The following is a 10,652-nucleotide window of genomic DNA, read 5'->3' on the forward strand; positions in this document are numbered from 1 at the left end:
GTCTGAACGACCGCACTTATGATGCCGCGGGTTTCTGCTTCACTCCCCCTTCACCCTGGAAGCTCCGTGCTCTTTTGGCCAAGGTGAAGTTTTAGCGCCCTGACGGGCGCTTTTTTTGCTCAGGCGCCTGAGTGAAGCCGCGAAAGAGCGTGGCGCCACCCGGATTTATTCACGTGACACGCCTGGCGTTTCAAGCCGCCTTGCCTGCCGGGTATTCAGGCCAGTCGGGCGACCATGAATTCCACGAAGGCGCTGATCTTGGGCAGTGATTGACGGCTTGAGGGCCAGAGAATGCTGACCGTTCGGTGATCACGCATATACCCTTCCAGGACAGGGACGAGCCGTCCCTCAGCCACCGCGCTTTCAACAAAGAAATCCGGAAGGCAGGCGATGCCCCGGGCTGCCAGCGCCATGGCCAGTAAAGGCTCAATAGCGTTTGCCGTCGCCGTGGCCGGCACGTCAATGCCGCGGTCATCCTCCTTTACAACCAACGGCCAGGGATCGAGTTTGCCACTGGTGGGGTAGCGATAGCGCAGGCAGGCATGAGCGCCGAGTTCGGAGGGATGCGTCGGAGTGCCTTTTTCATCAAGGTACAACGGCGACGCCACGAGCCGATGGCTGTAGCCCTTGAGCCTGCGCATGGTCAGCCGCGAATCTTCGACCTCACCGATGCGTATGACCGCATCAAAACCGTCTTCGATAACGTTGACCAGCCGGTCGCTGAATTCAAGCTCCAGTTCGACTTCGCCGTAGGCTTGCTGAAACGCGATCAGGTGCGGCATCAGGCTCATGCCCAACTGTGGCAAACCGATCCTGAGTTTGCCTTGAGGCTTGCCGGCAGCCTGGGAAAGCTCGCGCTTGGCGACTTCAAGCTCGGAGAAAATCCGCCGGCAGCGTTCCAGAAACAGCTCGCCCTCTGCGGTCAAGGTGACCGCCCGTGTCGACCGGTGGAAAAGCCTGACACCGAGCTCCGCCTCAAGCCGGGCCACAGCCTTTCCCACTGCCGATGAGGACACGCCAACACGACGCCCTGCCTCGGTAAAACTGCGGGTTTCCGCCGTTCGCACAAACGCGCCCAGCGCCCCAAAGTGATCCATTGCGCGTCTTCCTATTTAAGCTTTCTATTCCGTAATGATCGGAATTCTAGCCTATTTTTCGCCAGAGGAATTGCGCATATAGTCGTCGTCATCAGCATTTATCGCTCAAATCCGGGTGCCGCCTAACGGCCATCCATCCATTCGGGAAGCCGTCCATGTCTTCTATATCCCCTACCGAGGGGCTTTCATCGCAACTCCAGCTTCACCCCGGTTATTCGCGCGTGTTTGAACCGGGCCATTTAACCTTCGGCTTCATTGCGCCGCTGGAAAGCTACCCCGACAGCCCCGGACCGACCTTGCAGGATCATGTCGCGATGGCGCAAAAGGCTGACGAAGCGGGCTTTGCCGCCATCTGGCTGAGGGACGTGCCGTTCTGGGACCCGAATTTCGGAGACGTCGGCCAGATTCTTGACCCGATGATCTATGCCGGCTATCTGGCTGCCGTCACCCGCCAGATCACCATTGGCACAGCCGGCATCGTGCTCCCGTTACGCGATCCACTGATCGTCGCCAAGCAAGCCACCAGCGTCGACCAACTGCTGGGCGGTCGATTCATCCTGGGCGTCGCCACCGGTGATCGCCCTACCGAATACCCGGCCTTCGGCATCGATTTCGACAGCCGTGCCGCACGCTTTCGCGATGCGTTTGCGTTGATCCGCACGGTAACGGAACAGTCGTGGCCGCGGCGCTCGACCGAGTTCTATGGGCAACTGGACGGTGCGATCGATCTGGTTCCCAAACCCGTGGGTCCACGCATCCCCACCCTTGTCATTGGCCAGTCAGGCCAGTCGCTGGAGTGGATTGGGGAAAACGCCGACGGGATTCTTTCCTACATTTCCAATCCTGCGCTGGTCGCCCAGGTCACTGAGCGCTGGCGTATCGCTTGCGGCGTAAATGGCTACAAGCCTTACGGCTACGGCACGCTGTTTGATCTGGACCGAGACCCCGACTGTCCGGTGCAGCCAGGCCGCGTTTTGCGTGCGGGCCGCAATGCGTTGATCGAACTCTGGAAGCGCCAGGAGGAATTGGGGGTGGGCCACGTTGCCTTGCATTTCAAGCCGCAACGCCGCCATGCCGCCGAGGTCATGGACGAGTTGGGGGAATATGTGCTGCCGCACTTCCCGACGCGTATATCACCCCTTCACCCGCCTCACGGGAGTGCTTCTTGATGAAACTCGATCTTCACCATATGGATTTCATCTTTCAGACCGCGCTGGGGACTTACCCGTTGGCTGCGCAGTGCGAGATGCTCGCCGAGAACGGCTACCAGGGCCTCACGATGTCGGCCTGGAGCAGCGATCTCAAATCGATCCCGCTCATCAAGCCGACATGGGGCCTGGATGTTGGCGCGATCTATCTGATCTACCGCCAGGGGTTGGAGTCGTTCGTTACCCAGATTTTCGAATCGGTCGAAGGCTGCTCAACCATCGAACTGGCTTTGCATTCCGGCGAAACCGTCACCGACCTGGACCGACGGATGCTTGAGCATCTGCTTCCCATCTGCGAACGCCGCGGCCTGAAAATCGCGCTCTATCCCCATGCACGGTATGGCATGCAAACCACGTCGCAAGCCGTGGCGCTCTGCGAGGAGTTCGACCACCCGCTTCTAAGCATCGTGTTCAACGGTTACCACTGGTACGCCACTCAGGAGAAATTGCTGGAGCAACGGCTTGACGCGGTGTGGCCATGGCTCCACCAGGTCATTATCGCCGGAACCAGACGCTCCCCCCTGGGATGGGGCGGCCTGGCAACCATCGAGCCGCTGGATGAGGGCGAGATGGACAACTTCGTGCTCATGGGTGCGCTGCTGCGCCGCGGCTTCAACGGCCGGGTAGGTGTCCTGGGTTGGGAAAGCATGGGAGGCGATGTGTACGGCAATCTGCATCGATCCGAGAAGGCTTTCCGCTCCATGGAGCAAAGGCTGGCGGCCCACCCCGAATGGGCCGTGCTGAACGAGCTGCCTTACTAGGCGCAGGAGCGATTCATGACTCATTCCATTCATGCCCTGGACTCGTTCTTCTACTCGTCCATGGGCGTTTACGCGTTCCAGACCCAGTGCGAGATGCTCGCAGACCTGGGCTATGACGGGATCACCGTCTCTGCCTGGAGCGGGAGCCCGCTGACTGATCTGACGCTGCTCCCCCGCGTCAGGGAACAACATGGCCTGAAGGTCGAGGCGCTCTACCTGGTGCTGCACGAAGGCCGCAATGACCACGTCTTGAGGCGGATCATCGAGTCAGTCGAAGGCGTGCAGCTGATCGAACTGGCGGTCCAGACCTCAGTCAATGGCAGCCCGGCGATCCTCCGGTTTATCGAGTCCTTGCTGCCGATCGCCGAGCGGCGCGGGTTGCGCATCGCGCTTTATCCGCATCTTCACCATGTCACTCAGACCACCACCCAGGTCGTGGAGATCTGCGAGCATTTCAACCATCCACGCCTGGGCGCCTCTTTCAATGCTTACCACTGGTATGCCAGCCAGGAAGGCAAACTCCAGCAGCGCCTTGATGCAATGAAACCCTGGCTGATGCAGGTCGTGACCTCCGGAAGCGCACTGTCGCAACTGGGCTGGGGCGGCGTCGCGACCATGGAGCCGGTAGACCGCGGCGAGATGGACAATTTCGCCTTGCTCGCGGCGTTGGACCGCATCGGTTACACCGGCAGTATCGGTGTGCTCGGCTGGGACTACGGTGGCGATATCTACCTCAAACTGCAGCGCTGTCTGGTCACGCTTCGAGACATGGACCGCAGGCTGGAGAAGCATGTGAGCTGGGCAGACTTTCCGTTGAAGTAATCACGCTCTCTGCCCTCCCCTTGAACCCACAACCAGGAATCTGCAATGACAGCGCTTTCGGTCCTTGACCTGATGATGATCGGCGAAGGCAAGACCTTCGCCCACACCCTCGCCGATGCCGCCACGTTGGCACGTAGTGTCGAGCGCAACGGTTACACACGATACTGGGTCGCGGAGCACCACGACCTGCCCGGTATTGCCTCGGCAGCGACTGCGCTGCTTATTCAACACCTGGCTGGCGCTACCCAAAACCTGCGTGTCGGCTCAGGCGGCATCATGTTGCCCAACCATTCGATACTAAGCGTCGCGGAACAGTTTGGTACGCTGGACACCTTGTTTCCAGGGCGTATTGATCTGGGCGTAGGGAGAGCGCCGGGCTCGGCGGGGCCGGCTATTCGCGCCCTGCGTGGTGATTCGTCGGAACGGGATTTCACTCAGGACATACGTCAGTTGACCGACTACCTGGCGGACGACAGCCGCCAGCCTGTGCGTGCGATTCCGGGCAATCACAGCGTGCCGATCTGGCTGCTGGGCTCCAGCCCCAATAGCGCAGATCTGGCGGCAAAACTGGGGCTTCCCTACGCGTTCGCCTCGCATTTCGCGCCGCGTTTTTTGATGGATTCAATTGCCCACTACCGCGCCACCTTCAAACCCTCGGCCACGCTCAAGCAACCCTACGTGATTGCCGGCGCCAATGTCTTCGCAGCAACGACCCGTGCAGAAGCGCAGTACCACGCCAGCTCTCATCAGCAATGGGTGAGCAGGCTGTATGCCGGCAAGCCAGGGCTGCTGCCACTCCCCGAAGAAGGTTACATCGAGCGGCTTTCAGCGTTGGATCGACAGACCCTGACGCAGACCCTGTCGTGTACCGCTGTTGGCGACAAAGACGATGTTGGCAGTTGGCTGCGGCAGTTCATCGCGACGACCCAGGCTGACGAAGTGATCATCGATGCGAGGATTCATGATCCCGAGGCACGGTGCCGTTCCTATCAGCTTGCCGCTGAATCCATCGCAGACCTGCTGGACTGATTCGACAAAAGGACAAACCGTGTCATCGCATTCAGAAGAAGACCTGCCACTGGTGCCCCCGGATTTCCAGGTTTCAATCCGCGCCATCGCTCACCCCGTCAGGCGTGAAATCCTGCAGTGGCTCAAGGAGCCGTTGCGGTATTTCCCGGACCAGGAGTACGGCCAGCATCTTGGGGTTTGCATCGGCCAGATAGTGCTGCGATGCGATCTCCCCCAATCAACTGTTTCCAGTCACCTGGCACTCCTCAAGGCTGCCGGTCTGGTGGAACAGCGCAAATCCGGGACTGTGCACTTTCTCCGGCGCAATGAAGCCTGCATTCGCAGCTTGGCAATCCTCGTGGCTAGCCAACTGCAGTCTGAATGAAACAGGCGCAAATCAGCGCCTGCGGCATCTCGACACAGACATGCCTATATACTCCCTGCCAGTATCTTCATATACTCCCCACCAGTACCCAGACATACCCCCTGCCAGTACCTGTGTAAAAATGCTGTCCGAGTCCACACCTGGAGAACATAGATGCCACATTCACCTGCTGAGAAGAAACGCGTACTGGGAAGGGTGAGACGTGTCAGGGGTCAATTGGATGCCTTGGAAGCAGCCCTTGAAAAAGGCGCTGATTGCGGGCCGGTCCTGCAACAGATCGCCGCCATACGCGGCGCCGTCAACGGTCTGATGGCTGGCGTGCTGGAAAGCCACCTCAGAGAAGAATTCACTCATTTAGTAGAAACGACCGAGGCGCAGCGCTCGTCGATTGATGAAGTGGTTTCTCTGGTGCGCACGTACCTGAAATAGCTGCGATTCAATTTCGACGGGGTTGACTCCCCTGTTCAACAAACATTATCCCTAGGAGAAAGCCTTATGAAGTCTCGTGCTGCAGTTGCGTTCGAAGCGGGTAAACCGCTTCAAATCGTCGAGATTGATGTTGCTCCGCCCCGCAAAGGTGAGGTGCTGATCAAAATCACCGACACCGGCGTTTGCCACACCGACGCGTTCACACTGTCCGGTGATGATCCGGAAGGTCTGTTCCCCGTAGTCCTGGGCCATGAAGGCGCAGGCATCGTCGTTGAAGTCGGCGAAGGCGTCACCAGCCTCAAGCCGGGCGACCACGTCATCCCGCTGTACACCGCCGAATGTGGCGAATGCCTGTTCTGCAAGTCCGGCAAAACCAACCTGTGTACCGCCGTGCGCGCGACCCAGGGTAAAGGCGTGATGCCGGACGGTACCTCGCGCTTCTCTTACAACGGTCAGCCGCTGTATCACTACATGGGTTGCTCGACGTTCAGCGAATACACCGTGGTTGCTGAAGTGTCAGTCGCCAAGATCCACCCGGACGCCAACCCTGAACACGTCTGCCTGCTGGGCTGCGGTGTGACCACCGGTATTGGCGCGGTGCACAACACCGCCAAGGTCCAGCCGGGTGACACCGTCGCTATTTTCGGTCTGGGCGGCATTGGCCTGGCCGCTATCCAGGGCGCGCGTCAGGCCAAAGCCGGTCGCATCATCGCCATCGACACCAACCCGTCGAAGTTCGAACTGGCCCGTTCATTCGGCGCCACCGACTGCGTCAACCCAAAGGATCACGAGCAGCCTATCCAGCAAGTGATCATCGAGATGACCGGCTGGGGCGTCGATCACTCTTTCGAGTGCATCGGTAACGTTCACGTGATGCGCGCAGCCCTTGAGTGCGCCCATCGCGGCTGGGGCCAGTCGATCGTCATCGGCGTTGCCGGTGCCGGTCAGGAAATCTCCACCCGTCCCTTCCAGCTGGTCACCGGCCGCACCTGGAAAGGCTCGGCATTCGGCGGCGTGAAAGGCCGTAGCCAGCTGCCCAAGATGGTCGAAGACTCGATGAAAGGCGAAATCGAACTCGCCCCCTTCGTGACCCACACCATGCCGCTGGAACGCATCAACGAAGCGTTCGACCTGATGCACGAAGGTAAGTCGATCCGGACGGTCATCAAGTACTGACAGATGGCCTCGGGGTGCAAGCCCCGGGGCGCGTTCCGTATTCCCCCCGCAACTCTGGAGATACAAAATGAGCAACGTAAAACTGCACCCTTCGCTCGATCATGGCATCCAACCGGCCGGCGCCGGCTTTGCTGGCGGCACCCTGCAATGCCTGTGCGCGAGCGACAAGGTCGAAGTCAAGATTGACGCCCAGACCCTGCACAATCACGCGTGCGGTTGCAGCAAATGCTGGAAGCCTGAGGGCGCGAAATTCGCGGTGATCGCTGTCGTTCCCCGTGACAAGGTGACTGTCACCGCTAACGCCGAAAAATTGGCAATCGTCGATGACAGCGCGACCATCCAGCGTCACGCCTGCAAAGCATGCGGCGCGCACCTGTACGGTCGTATCGAAAACACCGGCCACGCGTTCCACGGTCTGGACTTCGTGCACACCGAACTGTCGCCACAGACCGGCTGGGCTGCTCCAGGCTTTGCTGCCTTTGTCTCGTCGGTCATCGAAACGGGCACACCACCCGCCGAAATGGATGGCATCCGTGCGCGCTTCAACGAGATAGGCCTGCCTACTTACGACTGTCTGTCTCCCGCCCTGATGGACGCTCTGGCGACTCATACCGCCAAGCAAAACGGCGTGCTCTAAGCAGCCGGTTTTGGCCTAAAGCCTTGTTCCAGAGCCTTCCTCGGAATTTACCGTTCGTCACTCACGGCCAATCTCTTTGAACGACAGGCGGGCACGGCCGTACTAAAACTGGCGCATAGATATATCCGTATCTGCACCTCATTATTCTGGAGAACCCATGAAAGCCATTATTTACAACGGTCCTTACGACGTCAGCGTTCAGAACGTTCCCGATGCCAAAATCGAAAAAGCAACTGATGTCCTGGTCCGCATTACCACGACCAATATCTGCGGCTCTGACTTGCACATGTATGAAGGCCGCACCAGCTTCGAGACGGGCCGGATTCTCGGCCACGAGAACCTGGGTGAAGTGATCGAAGTGGGCGCAGCCGTTGATCGCGTGAAAGTGGGCGATATGGTCTGCCTGCCGTTCAACATCGGTTGTGGCTTCTGCGAAAACTGCGAGCGCGGCCTGACCGGTTACTGCCTGACTGTTAACCCTGGCAGTGCCGGTGGCGCCTACGGTTTTGCCGAGATGGGCCCTTATGAGGGCGGCCAGGCCGAACTGCTGCGCGTGCCGTATGGCGACTTCAACTGCCTGGTGCTGCCTGAAGATGCCAAAGAGAAAGAAGACGACTATGTCATGCTGTCGGACATTTTGCCGACCGGCTGGCACGCGACTGAATTGTCCGGCTTGCTGCCGGGTGAAAGCATCGCCATCTACGGCGCAGGCCCGGTCGGGCTGATGGCCGCCCATGCGGCGATGATCAAAGGCGCGTCACAGGTCTTTGTCGTCGACAACCATCCGGACCGTCTGGCCCTGGCTGCCAAGCTGGGCGCAACGCCGATCAACACGGCACAAACCCAGGCCGTGGAACAGATTCTGAACCTGACCAATGGCAAAGGCACGGACCGTGGCTGCGAATGCGTGGGTTATCAGTGCTGCGACAAGCATGGCCATGAAGCCAATCACGAAACCATGAACAACCTGGTGGCCTCCACCAAGCCAACCGGCGGTATCGGTGTGGTGGGTGTCTTCGTGCCACAGGACCCGAATGCTGCAAGCGATCTGGCGAAGGAAGGCAAGATGGCGTTCGACTTCGGCTCCTTCTGGTTCAAGGGTCAGCAGATCCGCACGGGTCAGGCCAACGTCAAGGCGTACAACCGTCGCCTTGCCGAGCTGATTCACCATGACCGTGCCAAGCCGTCGCAGATCATTTCCCACAGCCTGAAGTTGTCCGAAGGTCCGGACGCCTACAAGCACTTCGATCAGCGAGACGACGGCTGGACCAAAGTCGTGCTCAAGCCTTCGGCATGAGTCGCGCACGATCAGTTGAGGTACCTTGACGCTGGCACCTGATCGACGCCTGGTGGGTGATCCGTGCAGACGAAGCTGTCGCTTTTAGCCGGATCACCGCCACGAAATTCAGGTAGCGCGGGGTAGGCACACACGGGGCGCTCTTTAACAGGCGAGCCGTCCTCAGCCGGTTGACGGGCGATAAGGACCGAAGGGGCTTTACCTCCTTCGGTCCATGCCACGAGCGTCATCAGCGCATCGTTACGGACGGTGGGAGGCACCGCCGACGAAAACGGCTGACCTATGTCGGTCACGCCCGGCCCACCCACGCAGTGGCCCATGCCTGGCACAAGAAACAGTCGCGCAAAATCCTCTTCTCCCTCTCCTTCTACTTCTCCTTTCGCTTTTCCAGTGCTGGCGACCACGCGATCGTAGTAATGAACGACCTCAGCAAACGGCACCGCCGGATCAGCAAGGCCGGTGTACATCAGCAACTTGCCCCCTCCCCTGGCAAATGTAGAAAGGTCGGCAGCATTGGCATTCAGCGTGCTCGAAAGCTGCGCATCCAGGCGGTCGAGGTCACGGTCAAAACCAAAGCGCAGCGGTTCAAAGCCTGTGCCCAGAATCCAGTTGAACAGATAAAACTGCTCCTTGGGCCACGCGGCAGGATCACCCTGGGCGGCAGGACCTAGGGGCTGATCTTCACTGCCGACGGCGAGCCCTGCGTAGATGCGCTCGCCCGTGCGCGGATTCACCGGCCCGGCGTAGAGCCTGCGTACCGTATCGATCTGCTTCGAGGTCAGGCATTGATCCGTCGCGGAACCTGCGTCGCAGGTCGGAAGCTTCGCAGGGTCGAAGTGACACTGCCGAGGATCGGTCAGAAACTGATCGCCCGGAGCGCCGCCATCTTTTCCGGCGCAGCTGGCGATGACGGCCCTGGAGACCGTCGACCATTGCCCTGGTGAGAGCTTTGCCTCAGGGGAGGCATTCAGTGCCGCGTAATTCCACAAAAAGTAACTGGCGACGTGGGTTCGATTGTTGCCCGGATCGCCGGCCAGAATGCCGTCGTAATCATCAGGGTAGCGCTGTGCATTGCTCAGTGCCTGCTGGCCACCGGTCGAGCAGCCTTCGAAATAGGCACGAAACGAGTGTTCGTTATAAAACGAGGTGACCAGCGACTTGGCGATTCGGGTCATTTCGTGGGTTGCCCGGTAACCGAAGTCGGTCCAGCGCTCAGGGTGGTCAATCGTGAGATTGATATCAGGCGCCGTGCCCATGTCGGTGTTGGCCACGGCAAAGCCACGGTTCAATCCCTCGATCATGCCCATTTCATATGCGATCGTGCCGGCGCCGCCGCCATTGCCTGTCCCCAGTAGCCGTCCGTTCCAACTCTGAAGCGGCAACCAGACTTCAACGCCGATTCGGCTGTCCGGTGTCGGCGTCGCCAGCACCTGCACCCGGCAGAAGGACGGCAGCGAACTCATGCGTTGCGCGAGCGGCGAACCCGAAGGTGCTCGCGCGACTTTGAATGCCCCTGCAGCGACGGGCTCAACCGCCAGAATGCGCGCGCCCGTCAACGCTTTGGCCACAAGCGCTTCACAGGCCTGCGGCGTCAGATTCGGTTGCGTCGGTGCGGAGGCTTGCACGGCCGGTCCTGTCGAAAGCCCCGCAGCAAGCAATCCGTAAAGTGCCAGGTCTTTTGTGCCGATCAACATTGAAATTACTCATGAAGGTTAACGTGGCGACTGCCGACAGTGACTTAATCATACCCGCGATGCTGCCACAGGTTATCAATGGGATACCGAACCTAATGATCTGCCGGTCAGCGAATATCCCCGGGGTCTCAACAGCGC

The 10,652-nt window shown here is 59.6% G+C and carries 11 protein-coding genes; 9 read left to right on the top strand and 2 right to left on the bottom strand.

Annotated features, from left to right (window positions below):
* Nucleotides 1-215 precede the first annotated feature (215 nt).
* On the bottom strand, nt 216-1,097 hold the full coding sequence (locus EC919_RS15395) for a LysR family transcriptional regulator (protein ID WP_133775292.1): 882 nt from the start codon (nt 1,095-1,097) through the stop codon (nt 216-218).
* Nucleotides 1,098-1,252: 155 nt separating this feature from the next.
* On the opposite strand from EC919_RS15395, the gene EC919_RS15400 reads away from it, so the two are divergent.
* From EC919_RS15400 to EC919_RS15440, 9 genes are all read left to right on the top strand, one after another.
* Entirely contained in the window at nt 1,253-2,266 is a 1,014-nt protein-coding gene (locus EC919_RS15400) for an LLM class oxidoreductase (protein ID WP_133775293.1), read from the top strand.
* Nucleotides 2,266-3,066: a TIM barrel protein gene (locus EC919_RS15405; protein WP_133775421.1), complete on the top strand. Its 801-nt coding sequence runs from the start codon at nt 2,266-2,268 to the stop codon at nt 3,064-3,066. The genes EC919_RS15400 and EC919_RS15405 overlap by 1 nt, the downstream gene beginning before the upstream one ends.
* A gap of 15 nt (nt 3,067-3,081) precedes the next feature.
* Entirely contained in the window at nt 3,082-3,888 is an 807-nt protein-coding gene (locus EC919_RS15410) for a sugar phosphate isomerase/epimerase family protein (RefSeq protein ID WP_133775294.1), read from the top strand.
* Between the two features lie 45 nt (nt 3,889-3,933).
* Entirely contained in the window at nt 3,934-4,917 is a 984-nt protein-coding gene (locus tag EC919_RS15415; protein ID WP_133775295.1) for an LLM class flavin-dependent oxidoreductase, read from the top strand.
* 19 nt (nt 4,918-4,936) lie between these two features.
* Complete coding sequence (locus tag EC919_RS15420; protein ID WP_432213818.1) at nt 4,937-5,281, top strand: ArsR/SmtB family transcription factor; 345 nt, start codon at nt 4,937-4,939, stop codon at nt 5,279-5,281.
* Nucleotides 5,282-5,434: 153 nt separating this feature from the next.
* Nucleotides 5,435-5,710 (top strand): formaldehyde-responsive transcriptional repressor FrmR, encoded by a 276-nt coding sequence (gene frmR / locus EC919_RS15425; RefSeq protein ID WP_133775297.1) that lies wholly within the window; start codon nt 5,435-5,437, stop codon nt 5,708-5,710.
* 66 nt (nt 5,711-5,776) lie between these two features.
* A complete protein-coding gene (locus tag EC919_RS15430) occupies nt 5,777-6,886 on the top strand; it encodes an S-(hydroxymethyl)glutathione dehydrogenase/class III alcohol dehydrogenase (protein WP_133775298.1) in 1,110 nt (369 codons plus the stop codon).
* Nucleotides 6,887-6,953: 67 nt separating this feature from the next.
* Complete coding sequence (gfa, locus tag EC919_RS15435; RefSeq protein WP_133775299.1) at nt 6,954-7,523, top strand: S-(hydroxymethyl)glutathione synthase; 570 nt, start codon at nt 6,954-6,956, stop codon at nt 7,521-7,523.
* A gap of 157 nt (nt 7,524-7,680) precedes the next feature.
* A complete protein-coding gene (locus tag EC919_RS15440) occupies nt 7,681-8,820 on the top strand; it encodes a glutathione-independent formaldehyde dehydrogenase (protein ID WP_133775300.1) in 1,140 nt (379 codons plus the stop codon).
* 11 nt (nt 8,821-8,831) lie between these two features.
* On the opposite strand, the gene EC919_RS15445 is transcribed toward EC919_RS15440, so the two are convergent.
* On the bottom strand, nt 8,832-10,514 hold the full coding sequence (locus tag EC919_RS15445) for a tannase/feruloyl esterase family alpha/beta hydrolase (RefSeq protein WP_347876984.1): 1,683 nt from the start codon (nt 10,512-10,514) through the stop codon (nt 8,832-8,834).
* Nucleotides 10,515-10,652: the final 138 nt, after the last annotated feature.

The organism is Pseudomonas graminis, from assembly GCF_004364335.1.
Taxonomy (GTDB): domain Bacteria; phylum Pseudomonadota; class Gammaproteobacteria; order Pseudomonadales; family Pseudomonadaceae; genus Aquipseudomonas; species Aquipseudomonas graminis_D.